We start from the raw sequence: 22,345 nt of genomic DNA, 5'->3' as shown, positions 1-22,345 counted from the left end.
GGTCGCACATTCGGCAGCGATCCGCGTAATATAAATACACGCGGTGGCCTCCGAATGAAGGTCATGTGGCGCAGGCTTTGAGCCGGCGATGCCTGCCGAGACGGTGGGCCCGGCGCAACCGGATGCAAAACGTGTCACGTCGTGGCTGGGTCCTTGCAGGGATGGCAGTCGCCGTATGCGGCGGCGCGTACATGGTCGTGAGCCTCGTCTCCAACGAGGCGCAGACCTCTCAATGGCAGGCTCGCTATATGAGCCGGCTGGGCAAGTCATTGACCTTCGAGGTTTTGCCCGGCCCCAGCGACAGCATCCGCTATCCGCACTCCGGCCCCTACGATCTGCGTCTTGGCTACGAACGCCTTGGCGAATTCGGCGAACGGCTACTTCGAGAAGGCTACGTCACGACATCGCAGTCGCGCATGTCATATGACATGATCCGGTTGATGGACCAGGGCATTTTCCCGCCCTACCGGGAAAAGACCCAGGCCGGGTTGCTGATTCGCGACTGCAATGCGCTGACGATGTCGTACGACCGCTATCCGCAGCGGCAATACGAGAATTTCGATTCGATTCCGAAGGTGCTGGTCACGTCGCTGCTGTTCGTCGAAAACCAGAACCTGCTCAACCCCGAATACCCGATGATGAACCCGGCGCTGGACTGGCGCCGGTTTTCGCGTGCCGTCATGGACCAGGGCATCCGCCTGGTCGATCGCAACCACCGCCATCCCGGCGGCAGCACGCTGGCCACGCAGATCGAGAAATACCGGCATTCGCCCGAAGGCAAGACGCAATCGATTGCCGACAAGCTGCGGCAGATGACCTCCGCTTCACTGCGTGCCTACCGCGACGGGCCGGACACGCAGCGGGCGCGCGAGAACATCGTGGTTGACTATGTCAACACGGTGCCGCTGTCGGCGCGGGCGGGTCATGGCGAAATCGAGGGTGTCGGCGACGCGCTGTACGTCTGGTATGGCGAAGACTTCGCCGAAGCCAACCAGCTGCTGCGCGAGATGGATCCGCGCAACCCGTCGCCGCGCGCGGCACAGGTGTACAAGCGCGTGCTGTCGCTGATCATCTCGCAGCGTCGCCCGTCGTATCACCTGCGGCGCGACGACACCAACCTGGACGCACTGACCGGCAGCTACCTGCGCCTGCTGGCGTCGGCCAACGCCATCACGCCGGAACTGCGCGACGCCGCGCTGGCGCAGTCGCTGGACAAGGCGGCCCCGCCGAAGCGGCCTGCGCCCGACCCCTGGGTCACGCGCAAGGCGGTCAACCAGGTACGCAACGACGTGCAGCACATGTTGCATGTGGATAGCCGCTACGACCTCGACCGGCTCGACCTGACCGTGGACAGCACCATCAATCGCGAGGCACAGCGCAAGGTGACCGAGACGCTGCTGCGCGTGGGTACCAAGGATGGCGCCCACGAGATGGGGCTCTATGGCAAGAACCTGCTCAAGGAAAGCGACGATCCATCGCGGCTCGTGGCCAGCTTCACCCTGTTCGAGCGCGTCGGCAACGCGGCCGTCGTGCGGGTGCAGACAGACAACGTCGACCAGCCGTTCGACATCAATGCCGGAGCGCGGCTGAACCTGGGGTCCACCGCCAAGCTGCGCACGCTGGTCACCTACCTGGAAGTCATCAACGAGCTGCACGACCGCTATGCGGGCATGAGCGTGGCCGAACTGAAGGCGGTGCAGGTGCCGCGCCAGGATGCGCTGACACGGTGGGCCGTGGACTACCTGATCAAGGCCAAGCCGGCCGAACGCGAGCGGGCCGCCATGCTCGACGCCGCGATGGAACGCAAGTATTCGGGCAATCCCGGCGAGGCGTTCTATACAGGCGGCGGCATGCAGAGCTTCACGAATTTCGAGAAGTGGGAAGGCGAGCGGCAAATGACCGTGCGCATCGGGTTCCAGCATTCGGTCAACCTCGTGTTCATCCGCATGATGCGCGACATCGTGCGCTACGAGGTGTTCCTGGCGCATCCCGAGGCCGGATCGCTGATCGAGGATCGCAACGACCCGGGCCGCCGCCCCTACCTGGAACGCTTTGCCGACGAGGAAGGCAGCGCGTTCATGGTCAACTTCTGGCAGCGTTACCGTGGCAAGACCAACGACGAGCGGCTGCAGGTGCTGCTGGGCCGCGTGAAGCAGCCCACGCCGCACCTGGGCGCGGTGCGGCTGTCGGTGGCGTTGCTGAGCGCGCGGCCCAATACGGACTATGAGACCTTCGCCCGCACGCTGCGGCAGTGGATGCCCAAGCAGAAGTTCGATGACGAGGACCTGCAGAAGCTCTATGCCAAGTACGGCCACGACAAGTTCAACCTCAACGACCGCGGTTACCTGTCCCGCATCCATCCGCTGGAACTGTGGATGGTGGAGTACCTGGGCACGCATCCCGACGCCCCGCTGAAGGACGTCCTGCAGCAGAGCGCGCAGGAGCGGCAGGCCGTGTACGTGTGGCTGTTCAAGACACGCAGCAAGCTGGGGCAGGATGGCCGCATCCGCACGCTGCTGGAACGCGAGGCCTTCGAGAAGATCGCCCGGCGCTGGCAGCGGCTGGGGTATCCGTTCGATACGCTGACGCCGTCGTACGCCACCTCGATCGGTGCCTCGGGCGACCGGCCTTCGGCATTGGCCGAGCTGGCCGGCATCATCCTGAACAACGGCGTGGATGCACAGCCGTCCACGGTGCGCACGTTCGCCTTTGCGTCGGCTACGCCATACGCCACCACGTACAGCCTGCAACCCAGCCCGGGCAAGCCGCTGATCGCGCCTGAAATCGCGGTGCTGGTGCGGCAGTCGATGCTGGACGTGGTACAGCGCGGCACGGCCAAGTCGATCAACGGCGCGTTCGTGCCGGTGAACCACAAGGGCCAGCCGCAAGGGGCGCCGCTGCTGGTTGCCGGCAAGACCGGCACGGGCGAGCAGGTGTTCCAGACCTACGGGCCGGGCGGACGCGTGATCGCGTCGCGCACGGTGAACCGCTCGGCGACGTTCGTCTTCCTGGTTGGCAATCGGTACTTCGGCACGGTGACGCTGCACGTCCGCGAGCCGTATGCGGCGCGCTACTCGTTCACCAGCGCGCTGGCGGTGCGGGTGCTGCGGGCGCTGGCCCCGCAGATCACGGCCATGGCCGCGCCTGGCAGCGACGCCGCGCTGCTGCGCTGCCAGGACACCACCATGATGGCGATCCAGCCGTCGACGGCCTCGCTGGCGCCCGCCGCCGATGACCCGGCGCCGGCAAACCTAGCGCTTGCGGCGGACCGCGTCGTAAATAAATAGCAGGACGATGGCGCCGATGATGGAGGCGATCCAGCCTACCGGCTCGCCTGGGCGGTAGAACCCCATCGCGCGGCCCACATAGCCAGCCAGCAGCGCGCCCAGCACGCCAAGGACGATGGTCATGATCCAGCCCATCTTGTCGTCGCCGGGCTTGATGGCCCGCGCAATCAGTCCGACAATCAGGCCAACGAATACCGTACCGAGAAATGCCATCATGATGCGCTCCTTCCGTTGCGAAGAGGGACCGGTGGCCCATTGTGCCACCGTCATGTGACGAACCGGGGTACCTCGACGGCGCGCCAGCGCACTGACGCGCCGCGTTGCCTTCAGGCCGGCTGGCCCGGGGCAGCTCAGGTCTTGCGCGAACTGATCACGGCTTCGGCCACATTGGCCGGCGCTTCCGCGTAGTGCTTGAATTCCATCGTGAACGTGGCGCGGCCTTGCGTCAATGAGCGCAGCGACGTGGAATAGCCGAACATCGTTGCCAGCGGCACCTCGGCGCGCACGATCTTGCCGCCGCCGCCCGCGATGTCCTCCATGCCGTGCACGATGCCGCGCCGCGACGACAGGTCGCCCATCACGTTGCCGGTGAATTCCTCTGGGGTCTCCACCTCGACGGCCATCATCGGCTCCAGCAGCACGGGCTTGGCGCGGCGCATGCCTTCCTTGAAGGCCATGGAACCGGCCATGCGGAACGCGTTTTCGTTCGAGTCCACGTCGTGGTACGAACCGAATACCAGCGTCGCCTTGACGTCGACCACCGGGTAGCCGGCCAGCACGCCGGTCTCCAGCGTTTCCTTGATGCCCTTGTCCACCGCCGGGATGAACTCGCGCGGCACCACGCCGCCCTTGATCGCGTCGACGAATTCGTAGCCCCCGCCCTGTGGCAGCGGTTCGACATTGAGCACCACGTGGCCGTACTGACCGCGCCCGCCTGACTGCTTGACGAACTTGCCTTCCACGTCCTTGGCCGCGCTCTTGATGGTCTCGCGGTAGGCCACCTGCGGCTTGCCGACCGAGGCCTCCACGCCGAACTCGCGCCGCATGCGATCCACCAGGATTTCCAGGTGCAGTTCGCCCATGCCGGAAATGATGGTCTGGCCCGATTCCTCGTCGGTGGCCACGCGGAACGACGGATCTTCCTGCGCCAGGCGGTTCAGCGCGATGCCCATCTTTTCCTGGTCGGCCTTGGTCTTCGGCTCCACGGCCTGCGAGATCACGGGCTCGGGAAACGACATCCGTTCCAGGATGATGACCTTGTCGGGGTCGCACAGCGTATCGCCCGTGGTGGCTTCCTTCAGGCCCACGGCGGCCGCAATGTCGCCGGCGCGCACTTCCTTGATCTCGTTGCGCACGTTGGCGTGCATCTGCAGGATGCGGCCCAGCCGTTCGCGCTTGCCCTTCACGGGGTTGTAGACCGTATCGCCGGAATTGACCACGCCCGAGTACACGCGAAAGAAGATCAGCTGGCCGACGAACGGGTCGGTCATGATCTTGAAGGCCAGCGCGGAGAACGGCTCCTCATCGCTCGGATGGCGCTCGGCCTCCTTGTCGTCCTCGGTGTGGCCCAGGATGGCGGGAACATCCACCGGCGAGGGCAGGTAGTCGATCACGGCGTCGAGCATGGCCTGCACGCCCTTGTTCTTGAACGCGCTGCCGCACAGCATCGGCTGGATCTCGCCGGCCACCGTGCGCTTGCGCAGCGCGGCCTTGATCTCGGCCTCGCTCAGCGCCTCGCCGCCCAGGTATTTCTCCAGCAGTTCCTCGCTGGCCTCGGCGGCGGCCTCGATCATCTTGTCGTGCCATTCCTGGGCCAGGTCCTTCAGGTCGGCCGGAATGTCGGTGTATTCGAAACGCACGCCCTGGCTGGCGTCGTCCCAGACGATGGCCTGCATCTTAACCAGATCGACCACGCCGCGGAAGTTGTCCTCGGCGCCGATCGGAATCTGGATCGGCACGGGATTGCCCTTGAGGCGGCTCAGGATCTGGTCGCGCACGCGCAGGAAGTCGGCGCCCACGCGGTCCATCTTGTTGACGAAGGCGATGCGCGGCACGTTGTACTTGTTGGCCTGGCGCCAGACGGTTTCCGATTGCGGCTGCACCCCGCCCACGGCGTCGTAGACCATGCAGGCACCGTCGAGCACGCGCATCGAGCGTTCCACCTCGATCGTGAAGTCGACGTGGCCCGGGGTGTCGATGATGTTGATGCGATGCTCGGGATAGTTGCCGGCCATGCCCTTCCAGAACGCCGTGGTGGCGGCCGACGTGATGGTGATGCCGCGCTCCTGCTCCTGCTCCATCCAGTCCATGGTGGCCGCGCCGTCATGGACCTCGCCCAGCTTGTGATTCACGCCGGTGTAAAAGAGGATGCGCTCCGTCGTTGTCGTCTTGCCGGCGTCGATATGGGCGCTGATGCCAATGTTGCGGTAGCGTTCGATGGGGGTCTTGCGGGGCACGGTGTTTCTCCTGGTTCGGGCACCACGGGCCGACAAGCGTAGCACTTCCGCGATGTGCGCGTATTTCCCCATGCCGCATAAGGCATAGCGGGGAAATCAGGGCCAGCTTTCGCGTGCGTAGACGCCTGCGGCGGCGCGCGCCAGTGCTGCACGCGCGGCTGCCTGAGTATCGGTATAGAACGGCGGGTCGGCCAGTGGCAAGCCGTTGTCGCGGGCGGTTTCCACCAGGATGCGCAGGTATTCCGTCATGTGCGATGCCGTGAAGCCGTTGGAGTCGTGGAAGGCCACGATCACTGGCGTCACGCCGTCCACGGCCGGCAGGCGGTGGGCCACCATCGCCTGGCCGACGTTCTCCAGTTCGCGGCGCATGTGCGGGCGTCGGCGCAGGCTGATGGTCCAGCCATAGATCTTGCCGTCGCGCGCGCTGGCGTCGGCCATGAGCATCCCCAGGCCCGCCTGGGCATACACGGCCTGCGTGCCGGCGCTGTAGGCCCAGTTGGGTGGACGCACCACGGCGAGCGCCTGTCCGCACTGGGCCGCGATGTCGGCCTGGCCGCGCCGCAGTGATGCCGCCAGGACGTCGGGCGCCAGCTTCGTATGGGAAATATGGCCCCCCACCATGCCGCTGTGGACGGCCATCAGCTGGCCCTGTGCACAGGTTTCGTGCATCTGCGCACGGCCTTCCGGGCCACCGCCACGGCGCGGGTTTTCGGTCTGGACGAAGAAGATGCCCTTGACCCCCGGCGTGACCGGATTGTCGGCGAACTGGCGCAGGATCAGCGGCGTCCCGCCAAAGGGGCCGGTGTCCGGGCCATCGTCCAACGTCAGCAGGAAGCGCACCGGCGCCAGGCGGGCGGCGGTGTCGGGCGGCAGTGGTGTGGTCGGCCCCATCGCGCAGCCGGACAAGGCCAGCGTGGCGGCGATGGCCGCTGCGACGAGGGGACGGAACATCGGTAATACGGTGTGGCGCAAAGTAAAAGTGATCTTCAAAGCAATTTAAAAACAACGACCACGGCGCTGACCGTGGCGATCAAACCGGCAAAGGCCGTCCATTCGGCATCGACATAGTTGTCGGGTCCCCGCCAGCGGCCCGGATAGGCGCCGAAGGTGATGGCCATCAGCACGACCCAGCCGATGGCATAGAACACCCCGTAGACGATCAGTTCCATGAACAGCCAGCCGATGGCTTCGATCAGCAGTCCCATCTCCGCATTCCTTTTTCCCGTCGTTGAGGGGATGTCAGCGCGCGTCCGATCGTGCAATCAGTCGCCGGCTCACGGCACGTTGCCGGCAGGCTACCTAGAATGATGAGGAACTCGCGACGCTTCTCGCGCACCCTTTCACCCGAACACGAAGGCCGTCCCATGGTCCGCCCCCCTATTGCAGTCCTGTTGTCCGCCCTGCTGTGCTGCGCCGCCCTGCCGGCGCTGGCGGACGGCCCCGGCGTTTCGTTTTCGGCCGGCAAGCCCGGTGGCGCGCTGCCCGATGGCTGGCAGAACCGCCCGGTGGTATCCGGCAAGAAGCTGACCCGCTATGCGCTGGTCGCCGCGAACGGTACCACGGTGCTGCAGGCCGATGCCGCTGGCGCCGCGTCGGGCCTGGTCCACGAAGGCGATATCGACCTGTCGAAAACGCCGGTCGTCGAATGGCGCTGGAAAGTGGCGGCGGCCATCCCGGGTGCCGACAACAGCGTGGGCGCCAGGGAGGATGCCCCGGCTCGCCTGGTCTTCTTCTTCGACGGCCGCAGCAGCAACCTGTCGATCGGCGACCGTGCCGAGGCGCTGGCCGCCGGCGTGGCAGGCGAGAAGTTGCCCTACGCCACGCTGATGTATATCTGGACCAACAGCGCGCCGGTGGGCACCGTCATCGCCAATCCGCATACCAGCCGCGTGCAGATGATCGTGGTGGGCAACGAGGCCGGCAAATGGCAGACCTTGCGCCGCAACGTGGTCAGCGACTTCCAGAAGGCGTTCCACGAAGCGCCGGGCAAGCTCACCGGCTACGGCATCCTGACCGACACCGACAACACCGGCGCCACGGCGCGGGCCTGGTACGGCGATATCGGCTTCCAGCCCGGCAAGTAGCCCCCGGCGCGCCGCACTTAACTACCAGGCGGCGTGGAGACCGCAATGGCCGCCTGAATCGCCGATGACACGCGCGCGGTAAGGCCGCTGGCGTCGTCCAGCCCGGCGGCTTCCCGGACGCTGACCACCTTGGCCGGGTCATAGTGCCGGCCGCTGCCAATGGCCGCTTCGAACGCATTGGCGCGCGCGTTGATGTCTTCCGGATCGGCATCCACCAGCAGGATGGCGTGCGCCAGCACCAGATGGCGCTGGCCGTCGGGCGTCTGCACGTCGGCAGGCGCCCGCCGCCAGTACTGGGCGGTGCCGGCGATCTTGCGTGCGCGGTCGCCGGGACCCCAGGCCAGATTGTACCGGCCATCGCAGAACGATCCCTCCACGGCTTGCCAGTGCGTTTCCACACCCACCTGGCGCAGGCCGGCGGCGATGACCTCGCACAGGTGCAGGTAAACAGGTTCCATCCAGCTGGCGGCGCCCTTGGGCACGGCATAGGCCAGGCTGACATTGAGGATGCCCGGCCCCTGCGGCACCAGGCCGCCGCCCGACATGCGCAACCAGACCGGACACCCCTTGGCGGCAAAGTCCGCGCGAGCCGCCTCGATGCCGGGCTGGCGCAGGTAGCTGCGCGGAATTACCAGCGACAGCGGCGCTTCCCACAATTGGGCTACCGGACCCGAACGGGCGGCGTGGTCCAGCAGCGTCAGTTCGCCCTGCAGCGGATCGGTCTCGATGGGATGGGAATCGACAAACGAAAACGTCGTGGCGTGCATCAAGGTCATGGCAGCTCGAAAGGTTGGCCTGGCAACGTCCGGTCACGGATCTCACGTGCAGCTTACGCCATGCGCCAGTCTGGTGCTAAAAAGCTGCGCCGCAAATGCCGTTATCTCCGAGGCAAACAAAGAGCTCCCGCAAAGGGTCGCGCGGAGTCCTCCCCTATACCTCAGCCTGTCGCATCATGAACCGACTTACCCTCAATGCCAAACTTTGGGCGGCACTCGCCGTCATGTGGGTGCTGCTGCTGGCGCTCGGCGCCTGGAACGCCTTCCACACCAAGTCCGTGATGATGGCCGAGCGCCGCGACGGCCTGCAGTCGCTGGTAGCGACGGGCGAGGGCATCGTCAAGCTGTATGCCGAGCGCGCCGCCAAGGGCACGATGTCGAAGGAAGACGCCCAGAAGGCCGCCAAGGACGCGCTGCGCGCGATGCGCTTCGGCCAGAACGGCTACCTGTTCATTGTCGACTCCAAGCCGCAGGTGATCCTGAACCCGGGCCTGCCGCAGACCGAGGGCAACCAGGTTGGCGAGTTCAAGGACCCGGACGGCGTGTACGTGTACCGCGCCATCATCGAGGGCGCGCGCCGCACCACTGGCGAGGACGCCGGCTTTTCCACCTATCGCGGCCGCCTGCCCGGCACCGAGAACCCCCAGCGCAAGCTGACCTATGGCCGCTACGTGGCCGACTGGGACTGGTTTGTCTGCACCGGCGTGTTCCTGATCGACATCGAGGACGCCTTCCGCGCCAACCTGATCAACGCGCTGCTCAGCACGCTACTGATCGGCGCGCTGATCGCCGCCGTGATGGGCATGATCATGCGTACCGTCAAGCGCAGCCTGGGCGGTGAGCCGGCCTATGCCGTGGAAGCCGTGGCGCGCATCGCCGGCGGCGACCTGACCGTGCCGGTGCAGGTGCGTGCCGACGACCACCACAGCGTGCTGGCCGCGATGCAGCAGATGCAGCACCGCCTGTCGGCCACGCTGGGCGACATCCGCGGCGCGGCCGGTTCGATCGCCACCGCGACCAACCAGATCTCGGCCGGCAACCACGACCTGTCGCAGCGCACCGAGGAACAGGCCTCGGCGCTGGAACAGACCGCATCGAGCATGGAACAACTGACGGGCATCGTGCGCCAGAACGCCGACAATGCGCGTCAGGCCAGCGCGCTGGCCGTGAACGCTTCGGAGATCGCCAACCGTGGCGGCGAAGTGGTCAGCGAGGTGGTGGCCACGATGGGCGAGATCAACCAGGCATCGCGCCAGATCGTGGACATCATCGGCGTGATCGAAGGCATTGCCTTCCAGACCAACATCCTGGCGCTGAATGCCGCCGTGGAAGCCGCCCGTGCCGGCGAACAGGGCCGTGGCTTTGCCGTGGTGGCCGGCGAGGTGCGCAGCCTGGCCCAGCGCAGCGCGAACGCGGCCAAGGAAATCAAGACACTGATCGACAATTCGGTGGCGCAGGTGGACAACGGCTCCACGCTGGTGACAAAGGCCGGCGAGACCATGCAGGAAGTGGTCGGCGCCGTCCGCCGCGTGACCGACATCATGGGCGAGATCAGCGCCGCATCGGCCGAACAGAGCACCGGCATCGAGCAGGTCGGCCAGGCCGTCACGCAGATGGACTCGGTGACCCAGCAGAACGCCGCACTGGTGGAAGAAGCCGCCGCCGCCGCCCAGTCGCTGGCCGAGCAGGCCGACTCGATGATGCGCGCCGTCTCGACGTTCCGCCTGGCGGGGGTCTGAAGCAACGCGGCGGCGTCGCCGCCATCGGCCCGATGAAAAAAACCGCGGCTTCGGCTGCGGTTTTTTGTTTGAGCGTTTCGATCAGACGGCTTGCCCTGGATTACTCGCCCCTCGACCTGACGGCGCCACATAGGCATAGCCTTAATCTGCATGGCTATTGCGCTAGATCGTGAACGAATCGGAATTCGTGCAGTGAAGGTTTACCACGCCCGGACAGATGGCTTACTGTGCGCCGCTAGGTATTCCGCCGGCGACAGTATTCGGACGAAGTCGTCGGTTCTCGACGTCGAGGGCGATATGAATTCTGGAATCTCCAATTAAGGCGGACAATGTCGAACAGCAAGCCGACTACGCCGCGCCTCCCACCATTGAAGCTGTTGCGCTTCACTTTTCCGATGCGCAAGAAGGGGCATGGGAACAATGCCTCTGCGGTCGAGATTATCGACGAACATGAATTCCACAGGCTGCTGAAAAACGAGCCATCCGGTGGCTATTCGGTCAGCCGCAGCGGCATGTGGCATGGCGGTATCCATATTTCGGAAGCAGGGGCGGGCCAATTCCTGGACATCAGGCATGGCGTACGGTGCATAGCCGATGGCGAGGTTGTGGCGTGGCGTCTGAACAAGGCTTATCCGGTCAGCGAATTGCCCGCAGGTGACGACAACCCGGCGGTCAATGCCCCCTATAGCACCGGCTTTGCCCTCGTCCGTCACGCGATGGAGTTTCCGCGCGGCACCACGCTGACGTTCTTCAGTCTGTACATGCACTTGCAGGACCTTAGGGGGTATGAGGACGATACCAGGCTACCGCGGCCGGCGTACTGGTCGCCCGAGTTCAAGGTCACGCCGTTTGCTCGGGACAAGCCTTCCAGAGGCAGCCACGGACAGCCGGCCCCCGCAGGGCAGCAAGGACTACGCGTGCGCGCGACCCGCCCTTATGGCAGACCGCTTTGCATCCTGCCGCAGGGCACCCTGTTCAGCATCAGCGAGCGCACCGGCAATTGGGGCAAGATCAAGAATATCCACGAGGCGCGGCCGTATCCGCCCAAGGCGGGCGCGTTTGCGGCGCCGACTGCCGCCATTGGCGGATGGGCCTTCCTGGGCAAGGAACACGGCGGGCATGTCGTCGAGGAAGTCATGCCGGAGGATCACCTCGACAAGGTGGTCGTTCCGACACCACCCGTCAAGATCAAGGCAGGCGAGCTGATTGGCTACCTGGGGCGCTACGATTCTCTGAATCAGAAAACCTCCAGCCGGATGACGCATGTCGAGGTGTTTTGCGGGGATGACATCAAGTCGTTCCTTGCGAAAGGACGAGAGTGGATTGCGGAGAAGTCTACTTACCCCAAGGAATGGAAGGCGCTTGGGCTGCCGGCGGAGCCAACGATCCTGCGTGTGGGAAAAGGAACCAAGCTGTACAAGGCAGCATTGCACGAGGGAAAGGAAGCACCCCGCACCGATGTCATTGTCGTTGAAAAATTCTCGGAACTGTCTCGGAATTCGGAGAACCGCTATGCGGAGTTAGCGCCGGGAACCGACAACCTCAAGCTGAACTGGTGGAATGTGGGCGGTGCAAACATGCTACGCAACCCCATCAGCGGTTGGGTGCGAGAGCAAAACTTCGCCGGTGGTCGCGTGACCCGTGAATTCCCACAATCGTGGATCGACTTTGACACATTGGAACACGCGCATGACCCGACGCATACGTTGTTTGCGGCTACCCAGTCATACGTCGACTATGTAACGGGGGCGGACGTGCCGGAGTCTGCGGCACTCTCCAAACTGAGCCCACTGATGACTGCAATCTATCGCGCAATCTACCCCGCGCACGACGACAAGCGCGCAGCCGATGAATTATGTTGCGTGGCTAACGACCCGTGGCGTGCTCTGACGATGTCGCGGCTCATCATCAAGCACGAAAGCGAATGGGCTAATCCCGCCAAATGGAAGCGGCTCGTCACGGCCCTTGGAGAAGCGCGACAACACGAGGCTGAGCAAAAACGAATCGAAGACCTCGTCTGGTGGGATGACGTGAAAGCCGCTCTGTCCGACCTGCCGGGGCCGGAGGTGTTTCATATTCATCCTGTCGCGCTGGTGGGGAATTTTGGCCGGGGTCTATTAAAATTCACAATTGCAATGTTGGAGTCCTTGTTCCCAACAGCAAAAAGGTCCGACCTTTTGGAAATCACGGAAGAGATTAACTTACATCTTGAATTTTATAAGTTGGACACGCCACTCCGGCGAATCCATTTTTTTGCGCAGGTCATGCAGGAAACCGGAGCCTCCCTCAGGCTTGAGGAAGGGTTTATATGGAAGGCGAGTGCCTTGTCAGTATTTTCGTATTTTCGAGAAAATCCGAAGGAAGCCGAACTTCACGGATATGACAAAGTTCGGCCGATTAAGGCGGACGGTCAGGCGATGACGCAAGATGATTTCGAAGCTATTGCCAATGGAGCCTATGGCGGTCGCAAAGACCTCGGAAATGGAAATTATGAAAGCGGCGATGGATGGAGATATAGGGGAAGAGGTATCAAGCAGCTTACAGGCAGGGCAAACTATCGCGATTTTACGCAGTGGCATGCAACAAACCAAAAGGAATGGCCGGAAGAAATCATCGATTTTGAAGAAGAACCCGATCTGCTGCGTCAGCCAAAATATGCGGTGCGCTCGGCAGCGTATTTTTGGGTAAAAAATCGCCTCCCGGCAATAGCCGATAAAGGAGCGGCAGATGAGCAGGTAAATAAGATAACTAAGATCATAAACATGTACACCGACAGTTATGAGAAGCGGGTGCGAAACTTTAAGGCGATCTACGAGAAAGGGATTTTCGATTGAACGATAAAATCAAAACTGCTGCGCGCCTCATGGCCGGTATCTCGTTGCAGGTGGCGTTGCCTGCCGTTGCGGGAGCGGACGAGACGACGTTGTGTGGTTCCTCTGAGGAAGTATATTTCAGTTGCCTGGCCGGTAAAAAAATCGTCTCGCTATGTGCGTCCGGAAATATATCCCCTGCTAATGGATATGTTCAGTACAGATTTGGAATGCCGGAAGCGATTGAACTTCAATATCCTGAACTTCCTCGGCCTCCGAAGAATATATTTTCAATCAGTGATATCGCCGCAGGAAACGTCAGCTTCACTCATGTGAAATTTCAGTCGGGAGCCTACGATTACGTGCTATATCAGGGTCAACCAAGCGGAGTTTACGTAGTAAAACGTGGGCGTCTTGTTGCGAACCACGTGTGTCAAGCGGGTGATTATGTTTCTATTAGCCCGCGCGCTTTTCGCGGCATCGAAACGGTGGACCCTGTCGACGGAATCGATAATTAGTTGTGGGCCCACCGCCCGCTCAAATCACCGCCGTCCTCTGTACTGCCTGCATCGCGTCCGCCGCGATCTCGAAGGAGTGTAGGCGTGCCGGGTGGTCATAGATCTGGCCGGTCAGCATCAGTTCGTCGGGGCGCAGGTCGTCGACAAAACGCTGGATACCGTCGCGTACCGTTGACGGGTCGCCCACCACGGAACAGGCCAGCGAGCGGCGGATGTGATCGGCCTCGCTGGCGTCCCACAGGCGGCTGATGTCGTCCACGGGCGGCTTGAGCTGGCCGGGGGTGCCGCGCACCAGGGACAGGAACTGCTGCTGTAGCGAACTGAACAGGCGGCGCGCCTCGTCGTCGGTGTCGGCGGCGAATACGTTCAGCCCCAGCATCACGTGCGGCCGGTCGAGTTGGTCGGATGGCCGGAACGTGCGGCGGTACAGGTCAACGGCCTGGCGCATGAAGCCCGGTGCGAAGTGCGACGCGAATGCGAAAGGCAGCCCCATTGCGGCCGACAGTTGGGCGCTGAACAGGCTCGAGCCGAGCAACCACAGAGGCACCTTCAGCCCGGCGCCAGGCACGGCGCGTACGCGCTGGCCTGGGCGCACGTCTTCGAAGTACGCCTGCAACTCCTCAACATCCTGCGGAAAGCTGTCGGCGGTGTCGTGATCGAGATGGCGACGCAGCGCCCGCGCCGTGGCCTGATCCGATCCCGGCGCGCGGCCCAGGCCCAGGTCGATACGGCCCGGATAGAGCGACGCCAGCGTGCCGAACTGCTCGGCCACCACCAGCGGCGAATGGTTCGGCAGCATGATGCCGCCCGAGCCGACGCGAATGGTCGACGTGCCCTGCGCGACGTAGCCGATGAGCACGGCGGTGGCCGCGCTGGCGATGCCCGGCATGTTGTGGTGCTCCGCGAGCCAGAAGCGGCGAAAGCCCAGGCGTTCCGCGTGCCGGGCCAGGTCCAGCGTGTTGTGCATGGCCTGGGCCGCGTCGCTGCCTTCTGCGATCGGCGAAAGATCGAGCAGGGAATAGGGAATCATGGATTGCCACGCGCGACGTATGCCGCACGTCTTTTGAATTCAGGGACGGGCTATGGTAGTCACAGCCGAGCGATCGTGCTGGCGCCGCGCAAGAGGCCATGCTGGCCGTGGGGCCTCATGGAACACTCGCGAACAGTCGTGCGCCGATCGGCCCCGTGGCGATGCGCAGGCCGAGCGCCCGTCCCAGGGCGCGATGGTGTTCCCATCGCAAATCTCCGAAAAATGCGTGAGCGGCGGCTCCGGGAGGGAATGCCGGATGCCGCGCGTCGTACGGGGGTACAGCGTCGCAGTCCCAGCCGGCGAGGCACGGCCTGATGACGATGATGCGGGCCCGGGCCGGGCCGGCCTGTCCCGCCTTGTGGACATTCAGGAGGACTGCAAACTTGGCGCCGGCATCGGCCGAAGCGTTGCCGGAACGGTCATCAGGCGTACCGAAAACCGTGCCCAGCACGGGGTCACGTGCGGCAGCGCGGTCTACCTCGATCCTCAGGCCAAGATCCGCGCGCGCACGCGCGATCAGGTTGTCCAGGTCGGCAAAGCGGTTGCCGCCATCGCCGCCAATATCGCCGCAGCCATCGCACAGCACGATCAGGCCCACCTGCCGCTCGGGCCGCAGCAGTTCGTAGACCGCCGTGTTGTCGAAGTGGCCGCCATCCGACAGATACTGCCAGCCGCCCCGCATGCCGTGGAAGCGCCCGGTCAGTTCGCAGGCCAACTGGTATTGGGTGCGGAACAGCTGGCCAAACCAGCCGGGATGGGGCGGATGACTGGCGCCATTGGCCGTCATGCGTCCTTGCCACCAGATCCCGGGACGCAGATTGGCCAGCCCGACCAGCAGCGAAGCGCCCGGCGTGGCGGCATTGCCCGGCCCGATGGGCACGGCACCGCCGGAAAGCGCGATCCAGTCGCCGACGGTACGTAGCTGCGCGCCGCCTGGCATGCCATCTGGCTGGCCGGGCGCGCCGTTGCATGGCTTGCCATCGACAGTGACCCGAACGTGGTGGCCCGGCGTGGCGGGCCCTGCGGCGGGTGGCGATACCTTGGGGGAGCCGGGTCCGACGCAAAGCGGCCGACCCCGCCGGCCGCGCGGAATCCGCTGTCCCGTCAGGCCGATCGACTCGTTCAGCGTCACATTGATCAGGTGCAGCGGCGCCAGCGTGCGTGGATCGTAATAGGCGTCGAGCGACAGCGCGTCGCCGGGCGTCGGGATGGTCCGGTTTGCCGCATCGGTAGCGGCATGGCGCTGCCCATTGGAGGCCCCTAGATAAATACGCGTGAGCCGCGCGGCATGAAGCGGCTGCAGCGTCGACAGATTCACCAGGCCAACGCCGCGTCCCACGCCAATGGCAATGGCCAGGGCGATCAAGGCCAGCGCGACCAGGGACGACGTGGTCCACGCCTTGCCGAAGACCAGCCAATCGACGGGTTCCCCACCGTCCCAGCGCACCCAGAGCACGAGCCACGACCACAGCGCGACGAGCAGAATCGCCAGCATGGCCGCGGCGGCGCCTGTCAGCAGTGCGGCAAGAGACGGCGCGGGAAGCCAGCGCCATGTCGCGCCGGTCGCGGCGGTGGCAGCGCGCGGGATGGCAGCGCGGCGGGTGGCGCCGTGATGGACCACCCAGGCCAGCGCGGCCGCAGTCAGGGCGGGGCCGGCCAGGCGCCAGGGGTTGGCGGCCATCGATCCATACAGATACCAGCTGCGGGCGATGGTGTCGGCCACACCGAGCGCCGCCAGCCCGACTGTCAGCGTGGCCGCGGCGCGCAACGCACGCGCGGCCCGCGCACGGTACGCGGCCACGGTGCGCGGCGCCGGCAGCAGTACGACCAGTCCGGTGGCCACAACGAGCCAGATCAGGAGGGCCGTCTTGAAGGTTTCCATCAACACCAGCGCGCTGGCCATGCCGGTCAGCAGCACGGCCCGCGCCAAGGCACGGGCTGGCTGGCCGGCGTCGTCCGTGCGCGGAGACACGAGCCAGCAGGCCATGGCCGGCGGTACGGCCAGCAACAACGCCGACGCGATCGGCAGCCACAGGTATTCGCTCCACCAGACAGCTGGAAGGTTTTCGTTGAAGGCCCGTCGCGCGGCGTAGAGCAGCGTCATCTCGTCGCGGCCCACGCCGGGCCACGCGCCGATCATCAGATGCAGCCCAAGCGCCAGCAGGGCCATTATCGCCAGCAGCATGCTGCCGAGAATGCACTGCATCGCCAACCAGTTGCGCACCACGACGATGGCCGCCCACAGGCCATCGCCAGCATCTGCCGATGTCAGCGCATGGCTACTCTCGCGCAGCCACGCCATGGCGCGGCGCCCGGCCGGGACGTTCGAATTGCCTTGCAAGGTGCCATAGGCGGATTCGGCGGCTTGCCGGGGAGTGCTCCCTGGCTCCAGCCGGCCAGGTACGAACAGGCTGGTAAAGAATGCGCCGATAAAACTGCCGCTGCCAACAGTCGACAGGTAGTCGAAACGGGCCAGCAGCGATTGGCCTGGCGGCGTCGAGGCTGGCATGCCACTGTCTGTGGAAAGGAGCGACGGGGGGCAGGCCGACTCGGACAGCGCCTGCATGACGCCCAGGCAGAAAGCGGCACCCCGCAGGCCGCCGCCGGACAACGCCAGAGCCACGCGCTGGCGCGCGGCCGGCGCGACGGGCAGCCGCAGCGCGAGACGGCGATGCGCCACACGGGCGGCTTCATCGTTCCACCCGGAATCGTCCCAGCCCTGGTTGGCTTCCGGCATGCCCGCCCCTTTCGCGCACAGACCGTCTGGGGCCAGTATAGGAGCGGCAGCAGAACGGAAAGCGGCGATTGGCCTGGGCCGGGCGTGGCCCTAGTGGGCGGCAGCCTGGGTCGGCGCGTCGGGCGTGTTGGCCGACACCGGATTCAGCGCGCCTTGCAGGCGCTTCCATTCATCGAAGCCGCCGGCCAGCGCCCAGGTGTTCGGGTAGCCCGCCGCACGCAGCCGCTCGGCAAGCACGGCCGCCGACATTTCATGCGGGCAGGCGCAGTAGACGACGATGTCGGTGCCCTTGTCGTGATCGGCCAGTGCGCTGAACGGTCCACGCATTTCCATGACCAGGGCGCCGGGAATACGCTCGATCGGCGTCGTGCCATGCGCCCGGACATCGACCACCACCATGGGGCGGTCGGCCGCGCCACGGCGTTGTTCCATTTCCATCACGGTCATGCGGGGGATGCGGCCCGTGCGGCGCAGCAGGCGCCAGCGTTGCCAGAAGCGCCAGACGATGAACAGGGCGAATCCGCCCAGCGCAACCAGGACAGCGACGTGGCCATAGGCGCTGAACGCCGCCAGGATCGTGTCGACGAAGTCGCTGAAGACCACGCCGGCCAGCAGCGCCCCGCCGGCCCAGACCAGTGCGCCGAGCGCGTCGTAGCACAGGAAAGTCAGGAAGGGCGTGGCCGTCATGCCCGCCATGGCCGTGGAAAGTGCCCCCGCACCGGGCAGCAGCTTGGCAAATACCAGCGATCGCGGACCCACCCGCAGGTACAGCGACTGGGTCTGGCGGATGCAGGTATCGGGTGACAGGGACACCCGGCAGATCGTGCGCAGCATGGGCTGGCCCAGCCGCTTGCCGGCGAAATACCAGGCGCTGTCCGCGATCAGGCAGGCGGCGATGACCGCGAACAGGACCGCGCCGATCGATGGGCCGGTCTCCTGCATCGACAGTGCGCCGGCCACGAACAGCATCGGATAGGCCGGCACCGGCAGACCCGCCTGCTCGGCCAGCACGTTCAGGAATACCAGACTCAATCCATGGCCTTCGAGCAAGGCCTGCAGATCACCCACGACATGTCTCCCGCGTTTGGTCATTGCCGGCGGCGTTGAAGCAAGGGGGCACCGCCGGACCGGTGTGTAGTGTGCCAGCGCGCCGCGCGGCTTGCATGCGGCTGAATCGCCGGGTTACTTCAAATTCGTTGAAGGGAATGCGTCCGGGTTGTGCTCGCCAGTGCCGCCTTGCCCCGGACGCAAAGTCAGTAGTGTGTCATTGAACTCCTTCAGGATAGCGGTGTATCGCGGAAACAGTGTGTTGACGACCGCGGCATTGGCTTGGCCGGCTGCCGATTCCAGTGACTTGCCGGCCGCTACGAGCGTGTTGCAGCGCGCCAGTGCGGCGCTGCCCTTGATGCGATGCAGGCTGCGCTGCACGGCGGCCCAGTCGCGAAGGGCGATGGCCTTGCGCAAGGCGCGCGCGTCGGCGGCATTGCCGTCCAGCAGGCGGGCCACCAGCATGGCTTGCACCGTGGCGTCGTGGCATGCCGCACCCCGCACCGCGACGCCGATGGCGTGGCGTTCTTCGGCGGTGAGATGGATGCATGCCGTGCCAGTGTTCATGGAACCAGCCGGCAGCGGCGCGCAAAGTCGACCAGATCGACCAGGGATTCGGCGCCGAGTTTGTTCATGATGCGTGTCTTGTAGCTGCTCACGGTCTTGTTGCTGATGAACAGGGCCTTGCCGATGGCCTTGTTCGTCATGCCGCGCGTGAGCATGCGCAGGACTTCCATCTCCTTGTCGGTGAGCTTTCCCAGCCCTTGGGTGTCGTTTGGAGATTGCCCGTCGCGCTGTGGGTCGCGCGGCATGTCGCGGGGCGTGCCCGACGGAAACACCGAAAATCCGCCAAGCACGCTTTGCACGCAGCGCACGATGGCTTCCAGATCCTGGGTCTTGCTGACAAAGCCTTGTGCGCCGGCCTGCATCGCGCGGGCAGCGAACGGCACGGCATCCTGCGCGGTCAGCACCAGCACGCGCACCCCCGGGTGGGCCGCCCGCATGCGCGGTACGGCGTCCAGTCCACTCATGCGTGGAATGTCCAGGTCCAGGATGACGAGGTCGGCCCGGTATTGCCTGACCAGATCGACGGCGGTCTGGCCGTTGTCGGCTTCGGCGATGCGCGTGATGTCCGGCAGCTGCGACAGCTGTGCCCGCAGGGCGAGTCGCAACGCCGGGTGATCGTCGACGATCAGGATGGTTGTCATGCCTTGCTCGCATGGCCAACGGGATGGGCCACTGTTTCACATGGCGACCCAGTATAAGGAGGGCTCCCCCCGCCGAAAAAGCGACGCTTCCGCAATTGCTGTGGGAAATTTCCGCAACGAGTCTGAAAGTTGCAGAAAGTCCGTGTTACGTCAGTCGCTCAGGCGCGCGCGGCGTTGCGTCGGCCAAAAAAATAGCGACCCGCCGTGATTACGGGGGCCGCGAATCGGGAATGCGAGGAGGTCAGATTCCTCAAGGAGAGTTATCGACACTTCGCGGGTCGGCTGATCCCCACCGAGGTGGGGCATGCGGCACAAATGGCCGGGGGCCATGCCGCATGCCGTGTCATGCCATCAGCCGGTCGGGCCGGGTGGCCGGCGCCGCGCGTGCCCGCAGGCGGCGAACCCTGACTTCGACCTCGGCATGAGCGGCATCGAGCCAATCGATCCGATGCCGCACCGGATCGTTGGGCGAAAGGTCGTGCTCGCTGATTTCGCGCAGGAAGTAGCGCACCATGCTGCCCGCCCGAGCCGGCACGGGCATCATGCCCAGCAACTGGTCATGTGCAAGCAACCCCAGGCGGGCCGCGTGCTGCAAGGCGGCCCATGCGGTACGGCCCAGCGCGACATACACGGCATCGGGGCGGCATTGCCGCAGCGCCCCGAGGAACAGGTTGTCGAACACTATCCGCAGCATGGGGGCATCGAGCAGGTCTTCCAGCGTGCCATCGAAGACCAGGCCGCGCCGGGTAGTGGCGTGCGGCAACACGGCCAATGGCTGGATCGCCTCGAATCCATCGTTCCAGAGCGCGGCGGCGTGGGGCTGGCCGATCAGCTCGGGAATCCGGAAGTGATCGAGCATCCGGATCAGATTGGGCCGAACCATGCGCCCGCCCAGTTCCACCCGCCGTTTGTGTTCGCGCTGAATGACGCGGCCGGGCGCGTGTGCGCGCAGCAACTCGTCGGTCACCGTCGCAGCCAGTTGCACATGCGCATGGCCCGGCGTGGTACTGACCAGTATCAGTCTGGCGTTTTCGTTTCGATGCTCGAACGGAACGTACTTCATGACATACGTCCCGTCCTGATCCACAACGACTGGCTTATCTGCGATACCGCGAATGCCGCCACGACGGATTCGCGCGCAATACTCTTCTAGGTAATTCGCCAAGATGTCCCCGCTCCCGATGCTTCCCTGACTTGTGCAACAGATGTTCTTTTTTGCGTCCATATTAAGCCCCGATGAAGTGCCGACCAAGCGAATTAGTGCGGAATACATCGCATTGCGACGCAGGCTCCGTGGGCAATCGAACAAAGTTTGAAAACGTGCCCCGCGTTTGCGGGATGCGAATCAGGGTCGGTTTTGTCTCGCGCTGCAGGACAACAGTGCGCGCGTTGCGGGACAGGAAGATGACGCGCTGCCGATGCGAGCGTGTGGGATCGCGAAAGGCAACGGAGAGGGGAAAGGGCGAGCGCAAACGGCGAAGAAAAAGGCCGGACACGGAGGTGTCCGGTAACCCATTTGCTGACTCAGGTCGTGTCAGAACCCGAGGGTACAAATGATAACGATTATCATTTGTGCGGTCAATGCTTTATCTATCGGCCTCAGGCAGCCAGCGTGGTGTCAATCGTGATCTGCGCGCTGAGCGACTTGTGTACCGGGCACTTGTTGGCCACGCGGAGCAAGTCCTCCCGCACGTTCGGCGCCAGTTCCCCGCGCAGAGCAATATGACGGATCAGCTTGTAGGATCCCGGGGTTTCCTCGTGGGCCACGCTGACATGGATTTCCTGAAGGTCGTAACCCTTGCGCTTGGCGTAGATCTGAAGCGTGAGGGTGGTGCAGGCCGCCAGCGCTGAGTCCAGCAAGTCGTGCGGGTTTGGAATCGCCGGATTGCCCATCGGCGCATCAAGGTCGGCCTGCCACTGCGCCGTACCGTTGCCGAGATCGCAGGCGCTCGAGCCGGAATCGGCCAGCCATTTGGCTTGGATTGTCATCGGTAGTGTTCCTGGTTCCTGTGTTCTGGTGAAAAGGCGGGCGGGCAGCCCGGCGACTCTGATTCTATACATGCACCGCCGCGGCTGCCTCCCAAGTGGCCTAATAGTATCTTTAGGAATTTTTTCACGGATGGATGAGAAGGGGCTTGCGCCCCCGGCCAATCCCATCTAATATTCGCCCCCTCGCAACACAAAGCGCGCTGCAAACGCAGCGGTGACAACGGTTGCGGGGTTGGCAGAAGGTTGGTGTTGCGAAGTTCGCGGCACCGGCCGGCAGAAAAAAGTTCTGCAAAAACTGTTGACGAAACGTTGAATGCTCTGCATAATCTCGTTTCTCCGCTGCGACGAAAGACGCAGCGACAGCGAACGGCAAAGCCGGTCGCTCGGGTTCTTTAACAAACAAACAACCGATAAGTGTGGGCGCTTGATGGCGAACGCCACGGAGATTTCGGTCTTCGTGATGCTTCAAAAGTTATCAGTGCTCGCACAGTAAAACATGTTGGTTTGCGTCGCGAGACGTGAACCAGTCAGTTTTCTGAGAGTGAGCGACCGCTCGAAAGAGCGAGGTGCTTCGGCACCACACAGAGATTGAACTGAAGAGTTTGATCCTGGCTCAGATTGAACGCTGGCGGCATGCCTTACACATGCAAGTCGAACGGCAGCG

Annotated in this window: 17 protein-coding genes and 1 rRNA gene; 6 read left to right on the top strand and 12 right to left on the bottom strand. The window is 64.3% G+C overall.

The features are described 5' to 3' along the window. Window positions 1–161 precede the first annotated feature (161 nt). Window positions 162–3,287 (top strand): transglycosylase domain-containing protein, encoded by a 3,126-nt coding sequence (locus AC3FJ6_RS24380; RefSeq protein WP_488774075.1) that lies wholly within the window; start codon window positions 162–164, stop codon window positions 3,285–3,287. Here the strand turns inward: AC3FJ6_RS24380 and AC3FJ6_RS24375 are convergent. From AC3FJ6_RS24375 to AC3FJ6_RS24360, 4 genes are all read right to left on the bottom strand, one after another. Next, the gene (locus AC3FJ6_RS24375; RefSeq protein WP_488774074.1) at window positions 3,252–3,503 is read right to left on the bottom strand and encodes a GlsB/YeaQ/YmgE family stress response membrane protein; all 252 of its coding nucleotides are present in this window, start codon (window positions 3,501–3,503) and stop codon (window positions 3,252–3,254) included. The two genes, AC3FJ6_RS24380 and AC3FJ6_RS24375, sit on opposite strands and share 36 nt — an antisense overlap. A 134-nt stretch (window positions 3,504–3,637) precedes the next feature. Further along, the gene (fusA, locus tag AC3FJ6_RS24370) at window positions 3,638–5,743 is read right to left on the bottom strand and encodes an elongation factor G (RefSeq protein ID WP_400394625.1); all 2,106 of its coding nucleotides are present in this window, start codon (window positions 5,741–5,743) and stop codon (window positions 3,638–3,640) included. Window positions 5,744–5,839: 96 nt separating this feature from the next. Next, window positions 5,840–6,694 (bottom strand): polysaccharide deacetylase family protein, encoded by an 855-nt coding sequence (locus tag AC3FJ6_RS24365; RefSeq protein WP_488774073.1) that lies wholly within the window; start codon window positions 6,692–6,694, stop codon window positions 5,840–5,842. 35 nt (window positions 6,695–6,729) lie between these two features. Beyond that, window positions 6,730–6,948: a hypothetical protein gene (locus tag AC3FJ6_RS24360; protein WP_487522502.1), complete on the bottom strand. Its 219-nt coding sequence runs from the start codon at window positions 6,946–6,948 to the stop codon at window positions 6,730–6,732. 159 nt (window positions 6,949–7,107) lie between these two features. Here AC3FJ6_RS24360 and AC3FJ6_RS24355 point away from each other — a divergent pair, with 159 nt between their 5' ends. Further along, window positions 7,108–7,827 (top strand): DUF3047 domain-containing protein, encoded by a 720-nt coding sequence (locus AC3FJ6_RS24355; RefSeq protein WP_487522501.1) that lies wholly within the window; start codon window positions 7,108–7,110, stop codon window positions 7,825–7,827. Window positions 7,828–7,844: 17 nt separating this feature from the next. On the opposite strand, the gene AC3FJ6_RS24350 is transcribed toward AC3FJ6_RS24355, so the two are convergent. Continuing rightward, on the bottom strand, window positions 7,845–8,594 hold the full coding sequence (locus AC3FJ6_RS24350) for a lipoate--protein ligase family protein (protein ID WP_488774159.1): 750 nt from the start codon (window positions 8,592–8,594) through the stop codon (window positions 7,845–7,847). A 185-nt stretch (window positions 8,595–8,779) separates the two neighbouring features. On the opposite strand from AC3FJ6_RS24350, the gene AC3FJ6_RS24345 reads away from it, so the two are divergent. From AC3FJ6_RS24345 to AC3FJ6_RS24335, 3 genes are all read left to right on the top strand, one after another. After that, the gene (locus AC3FJ6_RS24345) at window positions 8,780–10,342 is read left to right on the top strand and encodes a methyl-accepting chemotaxis protein (RefSeq protein WP_488774072.1); all 1,563 of its coding nucleotides are present in this window, start codon (window positions 8,780–8,782) and stop codon (window positions 10,340–10,342) included. A gap of 329 nt (window positions 10,343–10,671) precedes the next feature. Next, window positions 10,672–13,176, top strand: coding sequence for a glycoside hydrolase family 19 protein (locus AC3FJ6_RS24340; protein WP_488774071.1), 2,505 nt, complete (start codon window positions 10,672–10,674; stop codon window positions 13,174–13,176). Next, window positions 13,173–13,670, top strand: coding sequence for a hypothetical protein (locus AC3FJ6_RS24335; RefSeq protein ID WP_488774070.1), 498 nt, complete (start codon window positions 13,173–13,175; stop codon window positions 13,668–13,670). The genes AC3FJ6_RS24340 and AC3FJ6_RS24335 overlap by 4 nt, the downstream gene beginning before the upstream one ends. Window positions 13,671–13,689: 19 nt before the next feature. Here AC3FJ6_RS24335 and AC3FJ6_RS24330 read toward each other — a convergent pair whose 3' ends face one another. The 7 genes from AC3FJ6_RS24330 to AC3FJ6_RS24300 all read right to left on the bottom strand — a co-directional run bounded on the left by AC3FJ6_RS24330 (window position 13,690) and on the right by AC3FJ6_RS24300 (window position 21,681). Next, window positions 13,690–14,700: an LLM class flavin-dependent oxidoreductase gene (locus AC3FJ6_RS24330; protein ID WP_488774069.1), complete on the bottom strand. Its 1,011-nt coding sequence runs from the start codon at window positions 14,698–14,700 to the stop codon at window positions 13,690–13,692. A gap of 115 nt (window positions 14,701–14,815) precedes the next feature. After that, entirely contained in the window at window positions 14,816–17,437 is a 2,622-nt protein-coding gene (locus AC3FJ6_RS24325; RefSeq protein ID WP_488774068.1) for a hypothetical protein, read from the bottom strand. A gap of 90 nt (window positions 17,438–17,527) precedes the next feature. Further along, window positions 17,528–18,505, bottom strand: a complete 978-nt coding sequence (locus AC3FJ6_RS24320) for a DedA family protein/thiosulfate sulfurtransferase GlpE (protein ID WP_488774067.1) — start codon at window positions 18,503–18,505, stop codon at window positions 17,528–17,530. 114 nt (window positions 18,506–18,619) lie between these two features. Next, window positions 18,620–19,051, bottom strand: a complete 432-nt coding sequence (locus AC3FJ6_RS24315; protein ID WP_488774066.1) for an Hpt domain-containing protein — start codon at window positions 19,049–19,051, stop codon at window positions 18,620–18,622. Continuing rightward, on the bottom strand, window positions 19,048–19,692 hold the full coding sequence (locus tag AC3FJ6_RS24310; RefSeq protein WP_488774065.1) for a response regulator: 645 nt from the start codon (window positions 19,690–19,692) through the stop codon (window positions 19,048–19,050). Before AC3FJ6_RS24310 ends, AC3FJ6_RS24315 begins: the two co-directional genes overlap by 4 nt. A 343-nt stretch (window positions 19,693–20,035) precedes the next feature. Further along, on the bottom strand, window positions 20,036–20,857 hold the full coding sequence (locus AC3FJ6_RS24305) for a hypothetical protein (RefSeq protein WP_488774158.1): 822 nt from the start codon (window positions 20,855–20,857) through the stop codon (window positions 20,036–20,038). Window positions 20,858–21,291: 434 nt separating this feature from the next. Next, entirely contained in the window at window positions 21,292–21,681 is a 390-nt protein-coding gene (locus AC3FJ6_RS24300) for an OsmC family protein (RefSeq protein WP_488774064.1), read from the bottom strand. Between the two features lie 590 nt (window positions 21,682–22,271). Between AC3FJ6_RS24300 and AC3FJ6_RS24295 the strand changes: the two genes are divergently transcribed. After that, window positions 22,272–22,345: ribosomal RNA gene (locus AC3FJ6_RS24295) — 16S ribosomal RNA — on the top strand; the annotation flags it as partial.

The sequence above is a fragment of the Cupriavidus sp. 94F1 genome, assembly GCF_057798875.1.
Note: the sequence above shows the minus strand (reverse complement) of the source record. Positions and strands in the feature narration are given on the sequence as shown.

Bases quoted from the DNA above. Each gene is read 5' to 3' on its own strand.
- AC3FJ6_RS24360 (WP_487522502.1), bottom strand. From the start codon at position 6,948: ATGGGACTGCTGATCGAAGCCATCGGCTGGCTGTTCATGGAACTGATC.
- AC3FJ6_RS24375 (WP_488774074.1), bottom strand. From the start codon at position 3,503: ATGATGGCATTTCTCGGTACGGTATTCGTTGGCCTGATTGTCGGACTG.
- AC3FJ6_RS24350 (WP_488774159.1), bottom strand. From the start codon at position 8,594: ATGCACGCCACGACGTTTTCGTTTGTCGATTCCCATCCCATCGAGACC.
- AC3FJ6_RS24365 (WP_488774073.1), bottom strand. From the start codon at position 6,694: ATGTTCCGTCCCCTCGTCGCAGCGGCCATCGCCGCCACGCTGGCCTTG.
- AC3FJ6_RS24315 (WP_488774066.1), bottom strand. From the start codon at position 19,051: ATGAACACTGGCACGGCATGCATCCATCTCACCGCCGAAGAACGCCAC.
- AC3FJ6_RS24355 (WP_487522501.1), top strand. From the start codon at position 7,108: ATGGTCCGCCCCCCTATTGCAGTCCTGTTGTCCGCCCTGCTGTGCTGC.
- AC3FJ6_RS24345 (WP_488774072.1), top strand. From the start codon at position 8,780: ATGAACCGACTTACCCTCAATGCCAAACTTTGGGCGGCACTCGCCGTC.
- AC3FJ6_RS24310 (WP_488774065.1), bottom strand. From the start codon at position 19,692: ATGACAACCATCCTGATCGTCGACGATCACCCGGCGTTGCGACTCGCC.
- AC3FJ6_RS24300 (WP_488774064.1), bottom strand. From the start codon at position 21,681: ATGACAATCCAAGCCAAATGGCTGGCCGATTCCGGCTCGAGCGCCTGC.
- AC3FJ6_RS24340 (WP_488774071.1), top strand. From the start codon at position 10,672: ATGTCGAACAGCAAGCCGACTACGCCGCGCCTCCCACCATTGAAGCTG.
- AC3FJ6_RS24380 (WP_488774075.1), top strand. From the start codon at position 162: ATGGCAGTCGCCGTATGCGGCGGCGCGTACATGGTCGTGAGCCTCGTC.
- AC3FJ6_RS24330 (WP_488774069.1), bottom strand. From the start codon at position 14,700: ATGATTCCCTATTCCCTGCTCGATCTTTCGCCGATCGCAGAAGGCAGC.
- AC3FJ6_RS24325 (WP_488774068.1), bottom strand. From the start codon at position 17,437: ATGCCGGAAGCCAACCAGGGCTGGGACGATTCCGGGTGGAACGATGAA.